21 protein-coding genes, 2 tRNA genes and 2 pseudogenes are annotated in these 22,239 nt (G+C 37.6%); 1 reads left to right on the forward strand and 24 read right to left on the reverse strand.

Features of this window, described 5'->3' with window-relative positions:
* Window positions 1-43 precede the first annotated feature (43 nt).
* The 6 genes from FGL31_RS01830 to FGL31_RS01855 all read right to left on the reverse strand — a co-directional run bounded on the left by FGL31_RS01830 (window position 44) and on the right by FGL31_RS01855 (window position 3,180).
* Window positions 44-117 (reverse strand) — tRNA-Asp (locus FGL31_RS01830).
* A gap of 53 nt (window positions 118-170) precedes the next feature.
* A tRNA-Asp gene (locus tag FGL31_RS01835) sits at window positions 171-244 on the reverse strand.
* Between the two features lie 73 nt (window positions 245-317).
* The gene (gene prfA, locus FGL31_RS01840; RefSeq protein ID WP_099372685.1) at window positions 318-1,391 is read right to left on the reverse strand and encodes a peptide chain release factor 1; all 1,074 of its coding nucleotides are present in this window, start codon (window positions 1,389-1,391) and stop codon (window positions 318-320) included.
* A gap of 89 nt (window positions 1,392-1,480) precedes the next feature.
* On the reverse strand, window positions 1,481-1,810 hold the full coding sequence (locus FGL31_RS01845) for a DMT family transporter (protein WP_138089534.1): 330 nt from the start codon (window positions 1,808-1,810) through the stop codon (window positions 1,481-1,483).
* Window positions 1,811-1,879: 69 nt separating this feature from the next.
* Window positions 1,880-2,443: a Crp/Fnr family transcriptional regulator gene (locus FGL31_RS01850; RefSeq protein WP_138089535.1), complete on the reverse strand. Its 564-nt coding sequence runs from the start codon at window positions 2,441-2,443 to the stop codon at window positions 1,880-1,882.
* Window positions 2,425-3,180, reverse strand: coding sequence for a UDP-2,3-diacylglucosamine diphosphatase (locus tag FGL31_RS01855; RefSeq protein ID WP_138089536.1), 756 nt, complete (start codon window positions 3,178-3,180; stop codon window positions 2,425-2,427). The genes FGL31_RS01850 and FGL31_RS01855 overlap by 19 nt, the downstream gene beginning before the upstream one ends.
* Before the next feature lie 102 nt (window positions 3,181-3,282).
* On the opposite strand from FGL31_RS01855, the pseudogene FGL31_RS01860 reads away from it, so the two are divergent.
* Window positions 3,283-5,432: pseudogene (locus FGL31_RS01860) on the forward strand (prolyl oligopeptidase family serine peptidase).
* Between the two features lie 265 nt (window positions 5,433-5,697).
* Here the strand turns inward: FGL31_RS01860 and FGL31_RS01865 are convergent.
* The 18 genes and pseudogenes from FGL31_RS01865 to FGL31_RS01945 form a co-directional block, all read right to left on the reverse strand.
* Window positions 5,698-6,927: a thioredoxin family protein gene (locus FGL31_RS01865; RefSeq protein ID WP_232046182.1), complete on the reverse strand. Its 1,230-nt coding sequence runs from the start codon at window positions 6,925-6,927 to the stop codon at window positions 5,698-5,700.
* 101 nt (window positions 6,928-7,028) lie between these two features.
* Entirely contained in the window at window positions 7,029-8,210 is a 1,182-nt protein-coding gene (locus FGL31_RS01870; protein ID WP_138089537.1) for a C1 family peptidase, read from the reverse strand.
* 129 nt (window positions 8,211-8,339) lie between these two features.
* Window positions 8,340-9,395, reverse strand: a complete 1,056-nt coding sequence (locus FGL31_RS01875) for a TerC/Alx family metal homeostasis membrane protein (RefSeq protein ID WP_099372691.1) — start codon at window positions 9,393-9,395, stop codon at window positions 8,340-8,342.
* Between the two features lie 3 nt (window positions 9,396-9,398).
* A complete protein-coding gene (locus FGL31_RS01880; RefSeq protein WP_138089538.1) occupies window positions 9,399-10,373 on the reverse strand; it encodes a polyprenyl synthetase family protein in 975 nt (324 codons plus the stop codon).
* Window positions 10,374-10,426: 53 nt separating this feature from the next.
* Entirely contained in the window at window positions 10,427-10,993 is a 567-nt protein-coding gene (locus FGL31_RS01885; RefSeq protein ID WP_099372693.1) for a DUF3109 family protein, read from the reverse strand.
* A gap of 3 nt (window positions 10,994-10,996) precedes the next feature.
* A complete protein-coding gene (locus FGL31_RS01890; protein WP_138089539.1) occupies window positions 10,997-11,788 on the reverse strand; it encodes a DUF3108 domain-containing protein in 792 nt (263 codons plus the stop codon).
* Window positions 11,789-11,818: 30 nt separating this feature from the next.
* The gene (locus FGL31_RS01895; RefSeq protein WP_171017518.1) at window positions 11,819-12,334 is read right to left on the reverse strand and encodes a DUF2480 family protein; all 516 of its coding nucleotides are present in this window, start codon (window positions 12,332-12,334) and stop codon (window positions 11,819-11,821) included.
* A gap of 65 nt (window positions 12,335-12,399) precedes the next feature.
* Window positions 12,400-14,499 (reverse strand): peptidylprolyl isomerase, encoded by a 2,100-nt coding sequence (locus FGL31_RS01900; protein WP_138089540.1) that lies wholly within the window; start codon window positions 14,497-14,499, stop codon window positions 12,400-12,402.
* Between the two features lie 104 nt (window positions 14,500-14,603).
* A complete protein-coding gene (gene lptC, locus FGL31_RS01905) occupies window positions 14,604-15,203 on the reverse strand; it encodes an LPS export ABC transporter periplasmic protein LptC (protein ID WP_099372697.1) in 600 nt (199 codons plus the stop codon).
* Between the two features lie 3 nt (window positions 15,204-15,206).
* Window positions 15,207-16,550, reverse strand: coding sequence for a BamG family beta-barrel-assembly machinery protein (gene bamG / locus FGL31_RS01910; RefSeq protein ID WP_138089541.1), 1,344 nt, complete (start codon window positions 16,548-16,550; stop codon window positions 15,207-15,209).
* A 174-nt stretch (window positions 16,551-16,724) separates the two neighbouring features.
* Entirely contained in the window at window positions 16,725-17,708 is a 984-nt protein-coding gene (locus FGL31_RS01915) for a DUF6427 family protein (RefSeq protein WP_138089542.1), read from the reverse strand.
* A gap of 12 nt (window positions 17,709-17,720) precedes the next feature.
* A complete protein-coding gene (locus FGL31_RS01920; RefSeq protein WP_138089543.1) occupies window positions 17,721-17,924 on the reverse strand; it encodes a CcmD family protein in 204 nt (67 codons plus the stop codon).
* Between the two features lies 1 nt (window position 17,925).
* Window positions 17,926-18,589, reverse strand: a pseudogene (gene ccsA, locus FGL31_RS01925) (cytochrome c biogenesis protein CcsA).
* A 12-nt stretch (window positions 18,590-18,601) separates the two neighbouring features.
* A complete protein-coding gene (locus FGL31_RS01930) occupies window positions 18,602-19,261 on the reverse strand; it encodes a heme exporter protein CcmB (RefSeq protein WP_138089544.1) in 660 nt (219 codons plus the stop codon).
* Window positions 19,262-19,313: 52 nt separating this feature from the next.
* Entirely contained in the window at window positions 19,314-19,691 is a 378-nt protein-coding gene (locus FGL31_RS01935) for a YtxH domain-containing protein (protein ID WP_099372703.1), read from the reverse strand.
* Between the two features lie 100 nt (window positions 19,692-19,791).
* The gene (locus tag FGL31_RS28690) at window positions 19,792-20,781 is read right to left on the reverse strand and encodes an ABC transporter ATP-binding protein (protein ID WP_317130942.1); all 990 of its coding nucleotides are present in this window, start codon (window positions 20,779-20,781) and stop codon (window positions 19,792-19,794) included.
* Entirely contained in the window at window positions 20,735-21,628 is an 894-nt protein-coding gene (locus FGL31_RS28695) for an ABC transporter transmembrane domain-containing protein (RefSeq protein WP_317130943.1), read from the reverse strand. The genes FGL31_RS28690 and FGL31_RS28695 overlap by 47 nt, the downstream gene beginning before the upstream one ends.
* Window positions 21,629-21,685: 57 nt before the next feature.
* On the reverse strand, window positions 21,686-22,234 hold the full coding sequence (locus tag FGL31_RS01945; protein WP_138089545.1) for a hypothetical protein: 549 nt from the start codon (window positions 22,232-22,234) through the stop codon (window positions 21,686-21,688).
* Between the last annotated feature and the right edge of the window lie 5 nt (window positions 22,235-22,239).

The following is a 22,239-nucleotide window of genomic DNA, read 5'->3' on the forward strand; positions in this document are numbered from 1 at the left end:
GTAATAAAGAACAAATTGAAGCTGTGCTTCATTTTAATTTTAGCGGTCTGGACGGGACTCGAACCCGCGACCCCATGCGTGACAGGCATGTATTCTAACCAGCTGAACTACCAGACCTAAAATCTTAAAATTAAAAAGAACTCTTTGAAGAAACGCTTCGCTTTTTCTAGCGGTCTGGACGGGACTCGAACCCGCGACCCCATGCGTGACAGGCATGTATTCTAACCAGCTGAACTACCAGACCCTTTCCCTTCTTTTTAGAAGGTGTGCAAATATAGTGTTTATTTCCTTATCTGCTAATAAATTTTTCAAAAATCTTACTCTACAGCGCCCTCTTTCATCTTTTCAGCATTCTCAGCAAACTGCAATGCATCGATAATCTCCTGAATATCACCATCCATAATAGACGGAAGGTTGTACATCGTCAATCCAATACGGTGCTCAGTCACACGTCCCTGAGGGTAGTTGTAAGTACGGATTTTTGCCGAACGGTCACCAGTCGAAACCATAGTCTTACGCTTGGCAGCAATATCCCCGTGTTTTTTCTGAACCTCAAGCTCATATAATTTGTTGCGAAGCATCTCCATCGCCAACTCACGGTTAGCAAGCTGTGAACGCTCTACTTGACAAACAACAACAATACCCGATGGCTTATGCGTCAACTGAACCTTAGTTTCTACCTTGTTCACGTTCTGACCACCAGCACCTCCCGATCGTGATGTTTGCATCTCAATATCTCCTGGGTTCAATTCTACGTCCACCTCTTCCGCTTCAGGCAAAACCGCAACAGAAGCCGCTGATGTATGAACACGACCCTGAGTCTCTGTGTCTGGAACACGTTGAACACGGTGAACTCCAGATTCATACTTTAATTGACCGTAAACATCTTCTCCAATGACCTTTAAGATGACCTCTTTATAACCGCCAGAAGTTCCTTCGGTGACATCCATAACCTCATTTCTCCAACCTTTCGTCTCGAAAAATCGAGTGTACATACGGTATAAGTCCCCAGCAAATAATGCAGCCTCATCACCTCCTGTACCTCCGCGAATCTCAATAATAGCATTCTTAGCATCCTCCGGATCCTTTGGAATCAACATTAAGCGAATCTCCTCTTCTTTCTCCTCCTTCTCAGTATATAAAATATCTAACTCCTCTTTGGCCATCTCCCTCAATTCCTGATCCTTCTCATTGATTAAAATATCCTTATTGGTGTCGATATTGCTAACCATATTCTTGTAAATATGGTATTGTTCCACAATCTTGCTCAAGTCTTTGTACTCCTTGTTCAATTTTGCAAAACGCTTCATATCGCTGATGGTATCCGGATTGCTTAACTCTCTTTCAACTTCTTCCCAGCGCTCTTTTATTGCTTGTAGTTTCTCTAACATAATTTTTGCATGTATATAGATAAACCAAAATGTGTTCGGTCACTATAATTAATCGACAAAAATAAAGATTTTTATGCGCTTTTAAAGTACTAATGCGAAGAAACTGCTTTTAACCCCACGATAGAACCAATCAAAGTCATAATAAAGAAGATACGCCAGAAATCTGTAGGCTCTTTAAAGAAGAAAATACCCATTAAAACAGTTCCTACGGCTCCAATACCAGACCATACGGCATAAGCAGTTCCTAAGGGTAATGTGCTGGTGGCTTTGATCAACAAACCCATACTAATAGTCACGCTAACCAGAAAGCCAAGGTACCAAAGATACATTTCATTGCCGGTCGAATCTTTCGCACGGCCAATACAATAAGTAAAGGCGACTTCAAATAGACCGCCTATAATCAATAAAATCCAATTCATGTTAAAAATAAATAAGAGGGGCAAATGTCCTCTTAATTTAAACAGAAACCTTTTACAAATGTTAAAAAATTATTTTTTTATCCCTCTAATTCGACTTAAGGTAACTTGAGAGATCCCTAGATAAGTGGCAATATAGCCCAATTTGATCCGATTGGTAATGTTGGGAGCCTTTTTTAACAGCTCTTCATAACTTTCAGAAGAAGATTTAAAAAGCCTTAACATCAATCTCTCCTCAATCATTAATGCTTCAATCTCTGCTAAGCGGCGACCCCAATTACAGATTTCATTATTAGATTTATATAATTCTTGAAGTTTCTGAGTTGAAATCCTGTATAATTGAGACTTCTCTAATGTTTGGATGGTCTCATAACCCGGTTTTCGATGAATATAACTGTTTAGTGAAATGAGAACTTCACCAGGGAAGGTGAAACCAAGGATAATTTCTCTTTCTTCCTTGTTATAATATATTCTGCAAATCCCTTCTTTTTGAAAATAGAGATAAGGACTTGTTTTGTCTGCATAAATAACGGTCTGTTTTTTTGGAACTTCAATAAGCTCAGAGATACCTTCCAAAAGTGAATAATGTTCATCATTCAAGGTGTAGACAGCATTTACTATTTCTCTGAATTCCATTTTTCAAGCTTTAATTCTTCACCATCCCAAACTGCATAGGTGTGAAAATTAATCCATTCTCCGAGATTAACAATCCTACTGTTGTTCTTGAGAGCTATATCATAAGGATAATGTCTATGACCAAAAATAAAATAATCATAATGCTGTTGCTCCAATATTTCTTTGGCATACACAATCAACCATTCATTTTCTTCCCCCAAAAACTGTTCTTCACTGTTGTTTGATATTCTGCTATGTTTTGACCATCGTTGGGCAATCCCAATGCCCAGGTTTGGATGTAGTCTAGCAAATAACCATTGACAGACCGGACTTCTGAAAACTTTCTTTAGAAATTTATACTTTGCATCACCAGGACCCAAACCATCACCATGATGGATATAGAATGACTTTCCGTTCAGATCTAAGATTTTTTCATTCGATACAATCTCAGCATTTAGCTCATTTTTCAGATACCCAAACATCCACATATCATGGTTACCCTTAAACAAGGTGATTTTTATCCCCAAATCAGCCAATTCAGCCAATTTTCCTAAGAATCGAATATAACCTTTCGGAACTACAGTGCTATATTCAAACCAAAAATCGAAAATATCACCTACCAAATACAGCTCAGATGCATCCTTTTTTATGAAGTCCAACCAAGAAATAATATGTTGTTCCCTAATCTTGGAATTTTCCATCGGGTAGGAACCAAGATGGAAATCAGAAGCAAAATATATTTTATTTCTTGTATTCATGCGAGTCAAAACTAACATTATAATTACTTATTAACAAGATTTGTAGATTTCGTAGAGTAAAATAATTCCTTAGTTTTGTTATGGACTAATTATATTATAATAATGATGAAATATTTAAGCCTTGGCGTGCTTGTATTCGGACTTACCGCATGTCAACAAGAAAAAGTAATTGAATCAAAAGCTGATATTAGTGTGAAACCGTATCCACAGACCAAAAAAATCGAACAAAAAGACAATTTCTTCGGAACTAATGTAGAAGACCCTTATAGATGGTTGGAAGATGATCTTTCCCAAGAAACCAAAGATTGGGTAAAAGCAGAAAATGAAGTGACGGAAGATTACCTTAGCCAAATCCCTTTCCGTGAAAAACATCAGAAAAAGACTCGAACATCTTTGGAATTATGAGAAAGTATCAGCACCATTTAAAGAAGGTGATTTTATTTATTTCTATAAAAATGATGGATTGCAGAACCAAAGTGTGCTATATCGTAAAAAAGGTGAAGAGGGAAAAGAAGAAGTATTTCTTGACCCAAATAAATTATCTAGTGATGGCACAACTTCATTAGCAGGGGTGTCCTTTAGCAAAGATGGTTCATTGGTAGCTTATCAAATTTCTGAAGGAGGTTCAGATTGGACCAAAGTCATCATCCTAAAGGCTGAAGATAAATCAATCGTTGGTGATACTTTGCAAAATGTTAAGTTCAGCGGCATGGCATGGCGTGGTAATGATGGTATCTATTATAGTTCTTATGATAAACCTAAAGAAGGGTCTGCTCTTTCTGCAATGACTGATCAACACAAACTCTTCTTCCATAAACTAAATACCCCCCAGAATACGGATGAATTAGTGTTTGGAGGGCCGGAAACACCTAGAAGATATATTGGAGCCGGATTGACAGAAGACGAACGATTCTTGGTCGTTTCTGCAGCTAACTCAACTTCCGGAAATGAACTGTATTTGAAAGACCTTTCAAAACCTGATTCAAAGTTCGTGACAGTTGTCGGTAATATGGAAAAAAAACAACTACATCTTAGATAATGATGGCGATAGATTGTTGATCTATACAGAACTGAATGCTCCTAATGGCCGTATTGTTGAAACAAATGTTGCAGCTCCAACTTCTGAAAACTGGAAAGATCTGATAGCTGAAACAGAACAGGTATTGAGCCCATCTTTAGGAGGTGGTAAGATATTCGCAAATTATCTTAAAGACGCAACTTCCCTTGTGAAACAATATGACCGAAATGGTAAACTTGAGCATGATATAGAACTGCCAGGTGTAGGTTCTGCCGGAGGGTTCGGAGCTAAGAAAGAGGATAAAGAATTGTATTATTCTTTCACAAACTATGTGAATCCTGGAACGATATATAAATATGATATTGCATCCGGAAAATCTGAAATCTACAGAAAACCAGAAGTACAATTTGATCCAACGAAATACGAATCTAAACAAGTATTCTATACTTCAAAAGATGGAACCAAAGTACCTATGATCATTACCTATAAAAAAGGAATTAAATTGGATGGTACCAATCCAACCATGCTATATGGCTACGGTGGTTTCAATATTTCTTTAACACCATCATTCAGTATCAGTAATGTTCTTTTATTGGAACAAGGTGGTGTTTATGCTGTTGCCAACTTACGTGGAGGTGGCGAATATGGTGAAAACTGGCACTTAGCAGGTACAAAACTCAAGAAACAGAATGTATTCGACGACTTCATTGCTGCCGCTGAATATCTGATTTCTGAAAAATATACATCCTCAGAAAAGTTAGCTATCTCTGGTGGTTCCAACGGAGGACTATTGGTTGGTGCATCCATGACCCAAAGACCTGAATTATTCAAAGTAGCATTCCCAGCGGTGGGTGTTTTGGACATGCTTCGTTATCATAAATTTACGGCAGGAGCTGGATGGGCATTTGACTATGGTACTGCCGATGACAATGCTGAGATGTTCAATTACCTGTTGAAATACTCACCATACCATGCACTGAAGCAAGGAACTGACTACCCAGCAACAATGGTAACAACAGCGGATCACGATGACCGTGTCGTACCAGCGCACTCATTTAAGTTCGCCGCAAGATTGCAAGAATACAATAAAGGCACAAATCCAGTCTTAATCAGAATCGATACCAAGGCTGGCCATGGCGCCGGAAAATCAACCGCAATGGTCATTGCAGAACAGACCGATAAATGGTCATTTATGTTCCAAAACATGAACGTTGGTTATAAGGAGGTGAAATAAAACAAAATGGCTCGGATGAAAATCCGAGCCATTTTGTTTTTAGACAATAGACATAAGACACAAGACATAAGAATTGGCATGGCGAAATATATTAAATAACAATTCTTAATTAGGTATGGCATGTTAGGCACAGGAAATACCCCTTCCTTCCACAATTAAATTCTATTCCATAAAATAAGGGCCATTATTGGCCCTTATTATCAATCATACAATTGTCTAATGTCTTATGTCTATTGTCTAATGTCTATATCAAACTATACCCTCCCTACCAAGTCGGTTCACCTTTTTTCATTTTTTCAAGGGTAGCTTGATATTCAGCTTTGCTAGCTTCATCAACAGCAGCAATAGCTTTTTCTTGCCATTCGATTGCTTCTTTAGTTTTACCTACTTTATGCAATAAATTAGCGTAAGTATCCATTAATGCTGGTTCTTGTTCGCCTTCCAATGATTTTTTACTCCAAGCTAGTGCAGATTCCACACATGCTGGATCATCACAGTTTTCAAAAATTGCCCATGCAAATGAGTTTAATTGACTAGGGCTAACTTTAGAAGGGTCAAGATTGATATACGCTTGAACTGCATCTCTAAATGCTGGCCAATTTTTCTTTCTAGCATAGTAGTTTGTCTTGAAACTTGCAGCAATGTTAGTAAGTTCCACGTTCGGGTATTTTTTGCTTACCTCATCGATAGTTTTATCAAAAATATCCTCTTCAGATTTTAAAACGATAGGAGCAACCTCATTGTTGATAACTGCAATAGCCAATACCTCATCAGCTTTGCCTGCACCAAGTTTTTCATCTACTTTAGCTTTGTTTTCAAGAATAGTATTGAATGCTTTAGAGCCTGGTTTGCCAATGTTTTTGGTAATTATGGCAAGCATATCATCAGCCATCAGCTCTTCAGGAGTAGAATTGTTGATCAATGATTCCACAGCTTTGGCTGTTAAGTCACGGTCATATGCTTTCACTGCTGCAGAAGCTGTTGCTTTAGCAATCGCCTTATCTCCAGGGTTTGCATTGAATTTCTTAACCAAGGTCTCATATTGAGTGTCAGGGTTTAGACCTTCTTTTGCCATAGCAATAAATTGATCGGCTTCTGCACCTCCAACAATACGGTGAACCAATTCTCCATCTGGATTGAAAATCAAGAACGTCGGATAGGCATTTACACGGTAGTCTTTAGCGAATCTCTTCGCTTCACTGCGCCATGATTTAACATCGTCATTGTCGCCTTCTGTCTCATCCATCTGGATCTTCAAGTTCACAAAATTCTCATTGAAGAAGGTACCCACTTTCTCCTGCGGAAAAATATTAGCAGCCATCCATTTACATGGACCACACCAAGTCGTAAAAGCATCAACGAAAATATGTTTGTTCTTTTTTTTAGCTTTTTCTTTAACCTTCGCCCAAGTCGTATTGTGCTCAAATGTTATTCCGGGTTCCTGAGCAACGGCCAAGAAGGGAATAGTGAATAATAATAAAAGTAGTTTTTTCATAATCAGTGTTTATAAACCAAGTATTCTAATAATACTAAGTTAATTATTTAAATGAAAAAGTCCCGATATTGTTCGGGACTTTTTAGGTTTTTTAATTAAGATTAAATTCCTAGCTGTTTTTGCATATTTTTATCCAAAGCCTTTTTGTGAAGCATTAAAGAAATGGTCTTGTATCTTACAAACTCTTTTGTAGCATACATGTAGCCTTGATAGTCATTGGATACTCCCCATGAGTTTTTCACGATATAATATTCCTTTCCAGTCTGGTCTTTTACGATTCCTACGATATGCATACCATGGTCATCAGTGGTCTCATAGTTGTCAAATGCCTCTTGTCTTTGTTCAGCAGTGACTTTAGCCTCTGGTTTTGGACCATTGAACAATACATCAATTTCTTCTTTCGTCATTTTTTCAATTGGTTTTTCTGGAACAAATGCAACTCCATTTTTCCAACTGAAGCTTTTTTCAGAAACGTCGGTTGCCCATGCTACTGTAAATCCTTTTTCTAGTGCGTGGTCAATAATATCTGTCAGATCATTGATCTTTACATTATAGAAGCTCTCAAATGACCAGTTGTCTGGAATCAAAAGCACAAATGGTTTATAGTATGCATGCTCCTCAAACGAAGAGATTCCTACATAATCATCTGGATTGATACCGATCACTTGATCAGCGAAAGTTCTTGGAGTATAAGTTTTGCCTTTGTATTCGAATGATTCTGGAACTTCACCTAAGTATGAATCCATAGCGCCGGTGAATGCTTTAAGCCAATTTTTGGTTGGTTTCTTGCTCTCGGCTACACTTTCAGTAATAGATTGCAAAATTGGGCTCATCTCGCTGAAATTATTCCTTGTCTGACCTTCCGGTAACCCAGTATAAACTTCATAAGGAACAGCACCATATTTCCTGAATATGGTCAATACATCATGTAATTGTCCGCCATCACCCTGCGCTTGCTTACCGTGCAGGCGTACGAAGTTCTTTGCTTTCTCAACATACGTGTTGCGTGCCGTATAAATCTGTGAAATCTCAACTGGCTGTTTGCCCATACGAATCATCTCTGATTCCAAAAAAGAGTTTCCTGAATATGACCAGCAAGTCCCTGATGACCCTTGGTCCTTGATTGAAGTCTTCCCTAAATTGATAACTTCTGTAAATTTGAATCCCTCTTTGCTGTTGTCGCTGGCATTGCCTTTTAGGGAGTTTATTAGGTTGTCTTGAGCTTGAACCTGTGTTGCTGCAAAGAATGCCGCAGCAATTAGAATAGATTTACTCCAATTCATATGATTTGTTTATTTTTTTTAATTGTGCACGAATTTATCAATTTATAATCTCGCACAAAGGCGGTTTGTGTAAAATTATTAGCACAAAAAAAAGAGGCCTCAACTTGAGACCTCAAAAATTTTTTGAAATTAAGCTTTGTCAAAATCCTGTTTCTTCGGAAATACCAAAGATGCGATGATACTCAAGGCCAGAATACCTACAATGACAATCAATGAGTGTGTAGTGGTGAAGCCCCAGTCTTTCAAATAACTGTGCAACAACATCTTTAATCCTATGAAAATTAATAGGAAAGCTAATCCAACTTTCAAATAATGGAATTTGTGGATAATATTGATCAATAAGAAGAACATCGACCTTAATCCCAAAATCGCAAAGATATTGGAGAAAAATACAATGTATGGGTCTTTAGTGATTGAAAATATCGCTGGAATAGAGTCTACCGCGAAAATTAAATCTGTAAACTCAATTACTAATAATACCAAGAATAATGGAGTCATGTATTTTTCACCATTCTCAATATGGAAAAATCTTCCTTGGTCAAGCTTATGGGTTACTTTAAAATGCTTGGAAGCAAACTTAACAACGGGATGGTTTTCAGGATCAACTTCTTCCTCCTTGTTGCGGTTTATGTACATGTTAAATCCTGTATACACTAAGAATGCTCCGAATACATAAAGAATCCAACCAAACTTCGTAATTAGGGCTGCACCAACGAAGATAAAGATACAACGCATGATGATAGCTCCAAGGATACCCCAAACCAACACTTTGTGATAGTATTTCTCAGGAATACCAAATGAGCTGAATAAAAGTACCATGACAAAGATATTATCCACAGAAAGCGCATATTCAACAACGTAACCTGTCAAATACTCAATGGTTAAGTTTTTGTTGTAAATCTGTAAACTGGCGGCAAGATCATTTTCATTAATGGTAATATTATGAAAATGCTTGGCGACGACTTCTTTGAGCCGAGCAATATCATGTACATTATGAAGTTCGTTTCCCCAATAATATAGCAAGAGAGCAAATAAAAGGGCAAAAGTTACCCATATTGCACTCATGATCGCGGCAACTTTTAAAGATACTGGTTTGTCACTTTTAGAAAATAGACCCAAATCTATTGCTAGCATCAGAATTATAAATATTATAAATCCGATCATAAAAAGTGCTTCGTGGCTCATGTTTTATTTTTTTCTTTCTGTAGTGTAACGTACTAATTGTTCTAATCCCTTTTTATACTCTCCCCCGTTAGGAATGGTATCTAATATATCAAATGCTTCTTGTTGATATTTCAGCATTTGCTCCGTAGCATAATCCAATCCGCCATTTATTTTGACGAAGTTGATAACCTCTGCTACTTTTTGTGAATCCTCGTTATGATTTTTAACAAGGTTGATAATCTTTCTTTTCTGACTCTTATCAACGATAGATAACGCATGGATCAATGGCAATGTCATCTTCTTTTCTTTGATGTCATTGCCTACTGGCTTGCCTACATCATCCAGACCAAAATCAAAAAGATCATCTTTAATCTGAAAAGCAATCCCCACTTTTTCACCAAACAACCTCAGTTTCTCAATAGTTTCCTGATCTGCACCTGCAGATGATGCTCCAATAGCACAACAAGAGGCTATCAAAGAAGCTGTCTTTTTCCGGATAATATCGTAGTAGATAGATTCTTCAATATCTAAATGCCTAGCTTTTTCTATTTGCAATAGCTCACCTTCACTCATCTGTTCAACCGCCTCAGATGCCAATCGCAATAAGTCATGCTCATTGTTTTTTACCGATAGAAGCAAACCCTTCGATAACAAAAAATCGCCTACCAAAACTGCAACCTTGTTTTTCCATAATGCATTGATGGAAAAGAAACCACGGCGCTCATTCGCATTGTCTACAACATCGTCATGAACCAAAGAGGCAGTATGCAATAATTCAACTAATGATGCTCCATGGTAGGTAGATTCAGTAATGGCTCCAGAAACTCCAGCTGAAAAGAAAACAAACATAGGACGCATCTGTTTTCCTTTTTGCTTAATTATATAGCGGGTAATACGATCTAATAAGGGGGCTGAACTCTGCATAGAAGCCTTGAATGTCTTTTCAAAGCGCTTGAGATGTTCTTTTATAGGCAGCTGTATTTCGTCTAATGTTAACATGTATTGGGTATAAGACCGTTAGTCCAATCTGAATCGCAATAAAAATACTAAAATTATGCTTTAGAAGCTAAGGTATTTTCAAGGTCTTGATACCATTTTTCCCCATATTCACGAATTAAGGGGTCTTTCAGAAATTTATAGACTGGAATTTTCAATTCTTGACCAAAACTGCATGCATCTTTACAGATATACCAGCGATCATAATGTAAAACATCAAACTCAGGATAATGCGTAGCTCGGATAGGATAGAGGTGACATGAAATCGGCTTCTTCCATTGAACATCGCCCATCTCATAGGCTTTTTCAATCCCACACTTGGTAATCCCATTTTCCCATGTCACATAGGCACATTCTTTATTCCCGTCAACACATGTCGTGGTTAGGTCCCCGTCTGCGTCAACGACCGAAGTACCCTGAGCCTCAATAGCCTTTATTCCAGCATCAGTCAAATATGGCTTTACCTTTGGATAGATATCAGCCAAAACCTTGGTCTCAGACTCAGTCAATGGAGCTCCAGCATCACCCTCAATGCAACAAATTCCCTTGCATTTACTCAAATTACATACAAAGTCATTGTTGATGATATCCTCATGAACAAGGACATTTCCTACTTCTATCATTTTTTATTTTGAATAACTAACTCGTTTCCCTAATGGGTATTTAAGGCCGTCGGCACTAACTAAATCCATCGTTACCGAACCAATTAAGATGTCAACCTGAGCCTTAACAGGAATACGATTGCCATCATTGGTAACCCAAAGATACAAACGACTATTCTTTTTAAAGATTCTTCCAGGAGAAATTTCTGGACTTAACTTGATACACTCCAATTCACCCAACACAGATTTTACCTTCTCAACACCAATATATTCTACGCCTAATTGTGCAACCTCATCATTTAAGAAATATGTAATCTTAAATTTATCCCCAGATTTTAAACCTGAAAAATCTAGGTTCCTAGAAAAATAATAGGCAGAAACTAAATCAAAGGTTTGCGCAGTAGGACTCTTAAAAGTTCCTTTCTTCCCCTTTACCTGTTTGATCTTATGATCAAAAGTCGCATATTCTACACGGCGATAATTGTTCTCGCGAATATTCTCCGTATATAAAATCGGCAAAAAATTTGATTGATCAATATATGAATCATACTGATTTTTAACGGTATAAAATTTTGAAAAGGCCCCAGAGGTCTGCCCAAAAGCAGATAAATGGATAGCATCGTTTACACCAAAACTATATTTGGACTTCTGTACAGAAAGAGTGCCTGTCGCAGCAGAGATAAAACCATATCTTAACTTGTATTTCAGGACCTCACCAGGTTGGAAAGTCGGATCTTTTAAATAAGGTAATGTCTGGGCAAAGCCAACCGTAGTCAGCATAATACTCAGAAGGATAAATGAAATAATTCTTTTCATACAGTTTTGACAGCAATTATAGAGGAAAGTTTAAGATTTTCGCTTGAATACTGGAACAGTGGAACATGGCTCTCCATACATCACACTTTTTGCAACTTTACTCAACTGAGTAGTAAATGTAACAAAAGCAGACTCTGGAACTGGGATATCACCACAACCTTTAACAACTATACGTTGATCTTGATATTGGCTGTAATCCAACGTCGATAGAGCATGATCGAATAAAGTCTTGCGGACATATTCTTCATCACCAAAATGAATAGATAAAGCATAATCAGCCAATTTAGTAGATAATAACATATAAGCCCAAGTAGGGACTATCGCATCAGCGGTACATACAATGCCAATGTGCTTATCCTTATATAGAGACCAATCATGGGTCTTAATAAATTCTCGGAAGTCCTTCTCCTTTAAAATCAAGCCATGAAATAAATTATCCTTGATGTCATAGATCTCAATCGGTGCCTTCGGAGCATGGTTGGCTAAATCAATAGTGATCAATCCACTTTGTGCAACCTTATTTATGATGTTTTCTTGAATGTCCATTTCTATAAAAATAAAAAAAGCTGGATAACTATTGTTACCCAGCTACAAATTTAGTGAATTCTATGTTAATAGAATTTAATGCGATTGTCAACAATCTTAGCATTGTCTTGTAGGGCTTTCAAAATTGTACCCCAAGAACGCTGAGCTTTTGCTTCTGTAATTTGCTTTTGTTGTGTCGTCAATTCCTCACCAGCTAAGGCTTTTGGATTAACAAAACCGTTTACTTGTACTGCATAAACACCTTGTTTTCCTTCAATCGTTTTTGATGGTTTGTTTGGTTGCAAACCAAATACAGTACCTACTACTGCATTTTCTACTGCAACACCTGGAATTACTGGGTTAGCTAATACAACGTTGTCTACACTTTGAACATTCTTGCCTAATTTCTGTGCTACTTGATCTATAGATCCCGCACCAGATAATGCATTGTTCATTTTCTCCTTCAACATACGCGCCTTAACCATATTCTTAACCACCGGCTCAATTAATGTCTTAACAGATTCTAATGGTTGGATACCTTTTGGTTGAACTCCTGTTACACGAGCAACAATAAAGTTATCGTTAGTTTCATAGATCTTATCGCTTACTTCTCCTTTTTCTGCTTCAAAAGCCCAACGTAATAACTCTCTTGGAACTTCAACACCACCAATCATATTGTCCATAGCAACTGTACGGTCATTTTTAAGAACCTCTACATTTTGTTGCTTAGCGATATCATTGAAATTGTCTTTGTTAACTGCTGTATAGAATTGATTTGCTTTAGAATAAGCGGCATCTGTAGTTTCTTTACCAGAGTGGATACTCTTGTCTACTATCGCCAATTTTGCAATAGGTGAGTTTCCAATTACTCTATTGATTTTTACAATATGAACGCCATAATTCGTTGAAACTACTTTTACATCGCCAGCAGCACTTTCGAATAAAGTCTCATCCAATTCTGGAACCATACCACGTGTAAGCGTTCCGATTTCACCAGCATTGTTTTTGCTGTTTGGATCTGCACTGAATTCTACAGCTAATGCCGCAAAGTTAGCACCACCTTGAATTAGGTTTTTGATAGAATCTGCTTTTGCTAAAGCTTTATCAACACCACCCTCAGTAGCTGGATTGATTACGATATGACTAGCATTTACAGAGTCAGGACTATTTTTAACAGAAATAACCTTAGCTATTTCGTAAACGTTCTGGGTAAGGAAAGGTCCTACAACTGTTCCAGGTGCAGTCTTGAAAACTACTGAATCCAATGCAGGACTCAATTGACCTTTGGTGTAATATCTTACAGGATATTTGTTCTCTGAATTGATCGTTACAAAACTTGAATCATTGGTTGAAGCCTGAAGTTCAGTTTTCAACTTCTGAATATCCCCTGATACCAATGCTGAATCTGCTGCGTTTGGTCTAGCATCAAATAAAACATACTCAATGGTGCGAATCTCTTCAGGATTTTTGAATGCGTTTTTGTTCTTGTCGTAATATTCTTTATAATCTGCGTCAGTCAATTTGATCTCTGAATCTTTAACTGATGCATAATCCAACATCACATACTTGAAGTTTGCCAGTTTGTTACGAGCGTTATAATCGTATTCAGCCTCTAATGAAGTTGTATAAATACTGTTGTTGATAAGGTTCGTATACTTTTGGTTCAAACGCTCGTTTTTCACATTTTGCAATAAACCTTCCCATTGTTGATTTACTTCTGGGTTAGTTTTTGCTTCTTGTTGTACACCTGCAAGGTAATTTCTGTCGAATTGACCCGTTTGAGGATTTGTGAAGGCTTGAACGATTTGAGGCGAAGGATTATTACCTGTCACCATGCTGTTCATCTCGTCACCACCAACTTGAAGACCAATTTTTTCAATCTCTTGGTTTAAAAGATTCTGAGTTAAAAATTGATTCCAAACTTGTTGAACTGCAAATGAACGCATTTGAGGTGAAGACTGTCCACCCATTTGTTGTTGATACATTTGGCTTGCTTGATCCACTTGACCATTGAATGTAGGGTAGTCCATGGCCTCGCCATTTACACTTCCCACCTCATTTTGGCTTCTCGCCCAAAATGGGGTACCAACATTGATGGCATCACCTAATAAAAATGCAACAATTGCTAAACCAATCACGAAAATGACTAAGCCCGCACGGTTTCGCAAAGAGGTCATTAATCCCATAACGATATTCTATAATTTTATGCTAATATTTTTAATAAATTGTTTTTTCGTAAAAACAAGGCGCAAGATACAACTTTTATAAAAAAAACAGTAAAAAATTTCTGCTAGTTCCCAAATGAAGGCAATTGTGAGTCCGAACTAGGATAATGAATTGCTGTACCATTCATAAAACGGATGTCATTAAAGTCTTCATTCGCAGTAAAGGAGGTCCCCTGTGCTGAGGTGCGACCATCGTTGTACTCCGCTGTAATTGGTTGGCTACCGTAATACTTCTTGTTGTTTTCGTCGTAAATCAACTCCTCCGTCTTAATAACAGTCCCATCAACCTTAGTGATCACAACATTGTTGCGGAATTCAGTCAATCCCTCAAGTTTCTTCTGCAAAGCATACTCCGAGGTTACCCGTTGCATCTCCTTGGCATGCTCATCAAAAAAGATGATCAAAACTCCTTTCTTAAATTCATAGTTCCCAGTGCTGTCATGATAAACACGCATCTCGGGTGCTTTCAACTCCGCCTTTACCTTCGCAGAATCACTATAAATAACAGTTACGTCCTTGGAGATATCAACAGCCTCCTCCGCCTTAATATTGGCCAAACGGTCAATATCCTTGGTGTCATTTTCACAGGCAATTGACAAGATTGCCCCTAGCAAAACAATTGTTAGGGGCAAAATTCTCGATATTTTTATGGGTGCAAAATGCATTTCTTAATCGTAACTTCTTCTGATGAACCAAGCATCATTGATCGTAAATCCTAAATTAATGTTAATATAACGTTCACGAACAAGATTGCTCTTCAAGGTTCCTTGTTGTCCAAACTCTGCCGATATGTTCACGTTAGAGAAAGTCCTGCCAAATCCTGTCTCAGGCAATGGCAACCCCAATCCAACAGTTACAGCCATATCATTTATGCGTTGTTGATTAACCGTCATGTGAGTTTTGTTGTACCTAAAACCTAAACGATAATCAATTACTTTTAAATAGTTCATCGACGTAGGGTCTGGTTTAAACTGACCACCAACGGCTACACCGATATTTTTGCCCAATGGCTCTTCATTCAATCTCACTTGGTACTTCGACCAATCAGCATATTTGAAATCCGCACCAATCATCCAGTTAACACCTTTGCTGAAAGTAAATCCAACGGCATGCTTCAATGGAAGATTTATTTTTCCATTAGAGATAATATCATTGGATGAAGTGTCAATCGGAACCTGTTCAGTAACATTGCCAGTAGGAGTTAATGTACGAGATACTATAGAAGTAATCTTACTGTTTACAGAGTTGTCCAAAGATCCCGAATAACCGATCGTCAGGTTTTTACGGTTCCCTAATGGTAAGAAATATTGAACACCATAATCATATGTAATACCTGTAACGCGTCTTGTATCTGTTTTTGCAGTATTGTAATAACCATAGCCAGATGGAAATTCGATTAATGACTTGTCATAGAGATTTCCGAATAAAAATCCAATATTGGCACCAATACTTAAGTTTCTTACAGGAGAAACTCCCCATCCTACATAAGCTTTATTCAAACCACCTTCACCAACTAAACGAGTGGTATAAGGGGTATTGCTAATATCTCTATTAGATGCGATGCTGTAACCCACATCGGAATAAGGCATTAAACCAAATGAAATACCTCCTAATTTTGGACCATTGTTTTTATTTAGTGAAAAGCCGAATGCAAAGTGGCTGAAAGCAAAATCCGCTGTATTATCTGCTCTATTGTTCTTTTCCAATTGTGTCATATTTCCATAAAGCCCAGCATCTAGAATGGTTCTGTTGAATCCAGAATAGGAAGCAGGATTGGAAATGTTTAAGATTGGAAGACCACCTTGAAATCTTACTCCAGATGAAATACCACCCATCGATCGGGTTTGAGGTAACAAATCTTCACGCATCTGGCCTAATCCAAATTGCGAATAAGGGGAATGTGATGTGGAGGATTGTGCAAATGCGCTCGTACTCGAAAGTAGGATAGAACTTATTCCAATTAAAATAAGTAAGGTCGTATTAGAGTAAAATAGTTTCAACTGTTCTAACATTTTAATTTGATTTAACTTCCTTATGATCTTAAAACCTAATCGTTGATAAATCATGCAAGTTAAATCTATTTTGATGGCTGTATTACCTGAATTTTTGCTACAAAACTATCTATTTTTTAAATATCACAAGCTTTTTAGTTGTTAAAAAAGGTTAAACACCTATTCTTCAACATCTTAGAAAAACTGAAAATAGATAATCGTTAACAAAATAACTATATATAGGGTTTCGTAAAACCATTTGAGTTTTGCATGGGTGAAAAAGTATGCTAAGTAAATCGACAACGGAGGAACACAAAGCAGAAAATGATTGACCGAACGTTCTTGATTGAGATAAAAAGAACCAAAAATCAAAACCAGCATTATAAATAATAGCTGAAAACTTTTTCTGATCTGAACAACGCTCTTAAAGAAATTGTCCTTCAGAATAAATAGGAATCCACCAATGGCAATAATAATAGGGATCAACACAAAATAATCATGGATGTCCATGTTTAATTTGGTTGGAAATGCATACGTAAATGGAAGAAAAATCTGGTAAAACTCATCCATTCTTTCTAACCAGAAATAGGCTACCGCCAATAAAAAGTAAACCGTAATAACTCCCAACAAAGGGGTTACCCATTCCCGCCAATAGAATGCCCTGAAAATGACCAAGCTGGACCAGATCAACAACAGCATAATGATAAATGGGAAATAAATAAGACTGCCTAGAGCAACTAATAACCCTAGATCAAACATGATCCCTTTAATATCAGCATGTTTGTAAATATTAAACAGCTTTGAGAGCATCCCGATGGTAATGAAATTACAGATTAACGTCGGTGACAGCACCAAGAATGGAATAAACAAGCTGACCAATGTCATAAACATCAGAGCTGTTAAAAAACTTGGTTTTCCCAATAGATTGAAATGATTGACAATCTTATTCAACGCAAAAGCTTGAATTAATGTCAAAACCAATGTAATCAATACATTGGATGAAGGAGAGAAATTTGCTCCAGGTTCTAGACCCAAAAGGCGACCCAAACCAGGCTCAAATAATACCGGAGTCAAGTTCTCCGGAAGATGCAAATAAGCACCAAGACATAATATGGTACCAACAAAAATAACAAGGAATACATTTAATCCCGATAATGATCGATGTTGGTTTATTAGCATAGAATCCTATCCTTATTTATCTTTTTCCAGTTTGTTGACCTTTTTGTCAATCGTAAATAGATAAATGGCAACAACAGTAAAGATTACCAACATAACTGCCACAACAACATATATTTTACCTTCAGCACGAAGTCCATCAGCCATTTCTACTTGGTTTTGTGCATGGGCTGATAACCCGATTATCAATGCTGCCAAGGTTAATAGAAAATTTTTCATCTTAAAAACTATTTATTTTATCTTCAATTATACGAATGCGATACCTTAATGATGCTATCCAACAGCCTATCAAGATCCAGCCAATAACAGCCGTGTAAAAAACAGGTCGCATGTAGTTGTCCATGTCCAAATCTCCAAATGTATTGTTACCACCACTGCCAGGGTGCAATGAATCATTCATTTTTGGCAAAATATAGATCAGAACAATCATTATTGGGAACGCAAAAAATATTATAGATCGCAGAGATTTTAGCACGTTTCTGCTCCTCCTCAAGAGCATTTCTTAATACCAAATAGGCTAAATACATTAACGTAGCGATCGCTGCACCATTCAATTGTGGGTCGTTGGTCCAAGGTGCTCCCCAAGTGAAATTAGCCCACAACATACCCGTCAATAATCCACAAAGACAAAATATAATACCTGTATTTACAGCCTCAACAGCCATAAAATCATATTCACGTTTGCCCGTATTCAAATATTTAATACTATAGATTAAGGAAATGAGATATAAAACCATCATCGTAAACCACATCGGAACGTGGAAGTAAACATTACGGATAGTTTCATTTAATATAGCCAATACAGGAACCGGCCCAAGAAGCCCCCCAATAATGGTAAGACCTACCATAACGACTCCTAAAATTTTCCACCAACTCTTTCTCATAAGAACAAAAAATCAATCTCGCCAAAGGTAAGGAAATAACAGCAAAGAAATGGCAACTGTAATGATATTAATTGCCAATAAAACAGCAATATCGCCCATGTTATCAACGATTGCATTGCCGTTTACAGCATTTTGTGAAAGCTTGATCAATACAATCAACAAAGGGATAATAACCGGAAAACTTAAGATCGCCATGATCGTACTATTATTGCCAGCTTTCGCACTGATAGCAGAAACCATCGTGAAAACTGTAGCAAAACTGATGCTGCCCAATAAAATCGCCAAGCAATAAACCAATAAGTTCTCAGCCTGGCTCTTAAATATTAAATTATAAATGATAAATGCGGTGCTAGACAACAAGATCATCAATCCCGAATTGTAAATAATCTTAGCAAGAATGATAGCTTTGGGGCTGACGATGGAATAGTAATAAAGGTGCCTGTGACCAGTTTCCTGAAGAAAACTTCGACTCATGGCATTTATTGCCGCAAAGAGTAAGATAATCCAGAACAAAGTGTTCCAAACGATAGTATCCACAGACTTGAATGATTGATAACATACAAATACTGTGGATACTACATAAAGTAAGATACTGTTGATGGCATATTTAGAACGCCATTCTAGGACAATATCCTTATATATTAATGTTTTTACTTGCTCTAGGAGATTCATGTCTTGCAAAGATACGAATCAATCTGTTGAGCAGGTATGCTCGCTCGAGAAATTAAGCGTTTTTAATTTCTGATTTAGCTTTATCAGCTATTTCTTCAGCTTTGTTACCTGCGCTATGTGCAGCGTCAGATGCTCTGTTAGCCCATTCGTTAGCCTTTGAAGATGCTTTGTCTAATGCATCACGGCCAGCATTTTTAGCGCGATCTTTTAAGTTCTCTAAATCTTCTTTAGCAGATTTAGCTAATTTTGATGCTCTCTTAGCTTCTTTTTTAGAAAGTTCTTTGATAGATTTTGTTAAACTTTTGATCCCGTCATTAGCACGGTCTAATTGTTTCTTTCCATCTTCAGTTCCTAATAAATAATATGCCGCTGTTCCAACTGCTAATCCTAGTAGGGCAAATGCCACTAATCCATTTCTATTTTTTTCCATGATTCTAAAAATTTTTTATCCTATTTAGTCTAATATGTTCTGTTGATTATAAACAAGGGATAAGCCAAAATGTTTTAAACCTACCTAAATTAACAAAAAATTAACTTTCAACCGCCTGGAGGGACTGCAAAGTATATAAATGACGGTACAAACCACTGTTTTTTTCCATTAATTCTTGATGGGACCCCATGTCTGAAATAATTCCATCTTCAACCACAATAATCATGTCAGCGTCTCGAATAGTGGACAGTCGGTGTGCAATTATGATCGAAGTTCTGTTCTTCATCAGTTCAACCAATGCTTGCTGAACCATCCGTTCGGATTCCGAATCCAATGATGAAGTCGCCTCATCTAAAATCAAAATAGCAGGATCTTTCAATAAAGCCCTAGCAATGGCAATCCGTTGTCGCTGACCTCCCGAGAGCTTCACGCCTCGCTCACCAACGACAGTATCATATCCCTCTGGAAAATCCATAATAAAATTATGCGCATTCGCACGTTTCGCAGCCGTGATGATATCTTCGGCTTCGGAATTCAGATTTCCATAGCTGATGTTCTCACGGATGGTTCCACCGAATAAAAGGACATCTTGAGGAACAATCGCAACCTGATTCCTGATATCTGTAAGTGCAAGCTCATTTGCGGGAATACCATCATATTTCAATTCTCCGCTCGAAGGTTGATAAAACTGAAGAATCAAAGATGCAATGGTTGACTTTCCTGTTCCACTTGGCCCAACAATCGCCAGTTTCTTGCCGGCTTCCACATGAAAGGAAATATCCTTCAAAATGGTCAGGTCAGGACGGGTAGGATAAGAAAAACTTACATGGTCAAATACAATATCACCATGCAATGCTATTTTGATCTCTTTATCTTCTTCATTGACCTGAATGTCCTCCTTAGGTTCATCTAAGATTTCCAACACACGCTCGCTGGCACCCAATGCTCGTTGCAAACTAGCATACAGTTCCGGAAAACTTCCCATAGAACCCGCAACAAACATAGAGTATAAAATATATGTCGTAAGATCACCTACTGAAATTTCATTGATGGAAACCAAAGACGCACCGTACCAGATTACAACAATCACAGCACCAAAAAATGGCAAATATGATAAAAGACGCAAAAATACCACGGTAGGTAGCTCCTTTAACCGCCAAAGCAACAGATTGATTTAATTTTTCAGCATATCGCTTGGACTCAAAAAACTCATTCACAAAGGCCTTCACATTGCTGATCCCCAACAGGGTTTCCTGAACAACAGAGTTGGATTCTGCTAGTTTGTCCTGCGATTCCTTGGATAACTTACGGATAAACTTCCCAAAAATTATAGCAATAACAATAATCACAGGAAGAATACATAAATTCATCAAGGCCAATTTTGGAGATACCCATACTAACAATACCACACCAAAAGATAGACTTATGGTCTGCCTCAGCATTTCTGCCAAGGTAGTCGTCATGGTATCTTGAATTTGGGAAAGATCAGCTGATAATCTACTGTTCAATTCGCCAACCCGACGGTTAGCAAAGAAATCGATAGGAAGAGTAATTAATCGATGATAAGTGTCTTTTCTAATATTGGCCAATGACTTTTCGGCAATCTCTACAAAAAGACGAATCCGAAAAAATGAAATAATGGATTGAAAAGAAAGGATAATTAAGGACAGGCTCCCAATAAACATGACGCTAGCTGGCAAAAATGTAAAAGTCTCTCTACCTTGGGCTGCATCGATCATAGCCCCTAAAAGAGCCGGAAATGTCAACATGCTCAAGCTGGAAAGGATCAGGAACACCATACCAATGACAAATTTCCATTTGAAAGGCTTGATGTAAGAAAAAATCTTTAATGCTTTCTTTAGAATTTCTTTATTCAGCTTCGGCTTGGGTAGATCCTCCGAATGCGCATCACCACTGTTCAATCTCGGTCTGGCCATGTATTATTTCTTTCTCTATTCGAGCAAAAGTACCAATATAAATAATCCTTCATATCACTATTCCGTCACTTTTTTGGGTTTGTGCCTGTTGTACTGATAAATTAACGCTATAATTAACCCTATAATGACTATAATGGAAATATACAGCATAATTCCACTCCCTCTATCCGTATTTTCCATGGATTTCAATTCCTCCCGGAGCTTGTCATTCTCATTTTGCAATTTGGTGATGGTCTTCATATAGGCGGATACTTGATTGTCATATTCCGCAGCCAATCGTTGATACCTTTCGCTCTGTGCATCTTTGAGGTCCAATAGCTTTCTGGTTTCTATAAATATGTTGTTGTCATTCAGCACCACCTGCCTTAAGATGTCAATTGACTTTTGCATGTCTTTTTTAGTCTTGAAAAGTCCGAAAACTCCTGTTTTCTTCTGCAATGACTCATCATATTCGCCGAATCGACGGCTGCGTTCATCCAACAAGTGGTTTACCCGCTCGCGTTGTGCCTCGAATGTCATAGAATCAGCTTTGACAATCGTACTGTCCTGCCCTTGACTAATCTTGAAAATACATAGCAAGAGGGGGATCAAAAGGATATGTTTCATCAGGT

This window comes from Sphingobacterium daejeonense (assembly GCF_901472535.1).
Classification (GTDB): Bacteria; Bacteroidota; Bacteroidia; order Sphingobacteriales; family Sphingobacteriaceae; genus Sphingobacterium; species Sphingobacterium daejeonense.

Excerpts from the sequence above, each read along its gene's own strand:
- FGL31_RS01895 (WP_171017518.1), bottom strand. The coding sequence starts at position 12,334 with ATGGACATTCAAGAAAACATCATAAATAAGGTTGCACAAAGTGGATTG.
- FGL31_RS01920 (WP_138089543.1), bottom strand. The coding sequence starts at position 17,924 with ATGAAAAATTTTCTATTAACCTTGGCAGCATTGATAATCGGGTTATCA.
- FGL31_RS01850 (WP_138089535.1), bottom strand. The coding sequence starts at position 2,443 with ATGGAATTCAGAGAAATAGTAAATGCTGTCTACACCTTGAATGATGAA.
- FGL31_RS01890 (WP_138089539.1), bottom strand. The coding sequence starts at position 11,788 with ATGAAAAGAATTATTTCATTTATCCTTCTGAGTATTATGCTGACTACG.
- bamG (WP_138089541.1), bottom strand. The coding sequence starts at position 16,550 with ATGTTAGAACAGTTGAAACTATTTTACTCTAATACGACCTTACTTATT.
- FGL31_RS01855 (WP_138089536.1), bottom strand. The coding sequence starts at position 3,180 with ATGAATACAAGAAATAAAATATATTTTGCTTCTGATTTCCATCTTGGT.
- FGL31_RS01870 (WP_138089537.1), bottom strand. The coding sequence starts at position 8,210 with ATGAATTGGAGTAAATCTATTCTAATTGCTGCGGCATTCTTTGCAGCA.
- FGL31_RS01930 (WP_138089544.1), bottom strand. The coding sequence starts at position 19,261 with ATGAATCTCCTAGAGCAAGTAAAAACATTAATATATAAGGATATTGTC.
- FGL31_RS01885 (WP_099372693.1), bottom strand. The coding sequence starts at position 10,993 with ATGATAGAAGTAGGAAATGTCCTTGTTCATGAGGATATCATCAACAAT.
- FGL31_RS01875 (WP_099372691.1), bottom strand. The coding sequence starts at position 9,395 with ATGAGCCACGAAGCACTTTTTATGATCGGATTTATAATATTTATAATT.
- FGL31_RS01865 (WP_232046182.1), bottom strand. The coding sequence starts at position 6,927 with ATGAAAAAACTACTTTTATTATTATTCACTATTCCCTTCTTGGCCGTT.
- prfA (WP_099372685.1), bottom strand. The coding sequence starts at position 1,391 with ATGTTAGAGAAACTACAAGCAATAAAAGAGCGCTGGGAAGAAGTTGAA.
- FGL31_RS01935 (WP_099372703.1), bottom strand. The coding sequence starts at position 19,691 with ATGGAAAAAAATAGAAATGGATTAGTGGCATTTGCCCTACTAGGATTA.
- FGL31_RS01880 (WP_138089538.1), bottom strand. The coding sequence starts at position 10,373 with ATGTTAACATTAGACGAAATACAGCTGCCTATAAAAGAACATCTCAAG.
- FGL31_RS01945 (WP_138089545.1), bottom strand. The coding sequence starts at position 22,234 with ATGAAACATATCCTTTTGATCCCCCTCTTGCTATGTATTTTCAAGATT.
- FGL31_RS01900 (WP_138089540.1), bottom strand. The coding sequence starts at position 14,499 with ATGGGATTAATGACCTCTTTGCGAAACCGTGCGGGCTTAGTCATTTTC.
- FGL31_RS01845 (WP_138089534.1), bottom strand. The coding sequence starts at position 1,810 with ATGAATTGGATTTTATTGATTATAGGCGGTCTATTTGAAGTCGCCTTT.
- lptC (WP_099372697.1), bottom strand. The coding sequence starts at position 15,203 with ATGCATTTTGCACCCATAAAAATATCGAGAATTTTGCCCCTAACAATT.
- FGL31_RS28695 (WP_317130943.1), bottom strand. The coding sequence starts at position 21,628 with ATGGCCAGACCGAGATTGAACAGTGGTGATGCGCATTCGGAGGATCTA.
- FGL31_RS01915 (WP_138089542.1), bottom strand. The coding sequence starts at position 17,708 with ATGCTAATAAACCAACATCGATCATTATCGGGATTAAATGTATTCCTT.